General features: G+C 54.3%; 1 protein-coding gene. It reads right to left on the reverse strand.

All coding sequences use genetic code 11. The features are described from left to right. Positions 1-276: pyruvate formate lyase family protein (locus tag KTH90_RS24795; RefSeq protein WP_238727631.1), on the reverse strand; the 276-nt coding region annotated here is incomplete at both ends.

The raw sequence follows: 276 nt of genomic DNA on the forward strand, positions 1-276 counted from the left end.
CCCGGAGCCCCCGGTTCGATGCAGCCGATGATGCAGTAGTTGTAAGCATCCCTCATCTCATAACCCCGGTTCATCAATGCCCTCGTATAGACTTCATCGTTAAAGATAGACGGTAATCCGGTGCCGAGACGGACCACCTCCGCCACCCGCATCTTGAATTCCATCGGCGTTTTCTTATGGAAGCGCACGGTCAGCGACGGCTGCGGTACTCTCGTATGATAAGTAGCGTCCAGCGCGATATAACTCATATCGTTGGTGGCGTCTGCCATGGTCTCA

Origin of the sequence: Diplocloster modestus (genome assembly GCF_019042245.1) — a bacterium.
Lineage (GTDB): Bacteria > Bacillota > Clostridia > Lachnospirales > Lachnospiraceae > Diplocloster > Diplocloster modestus.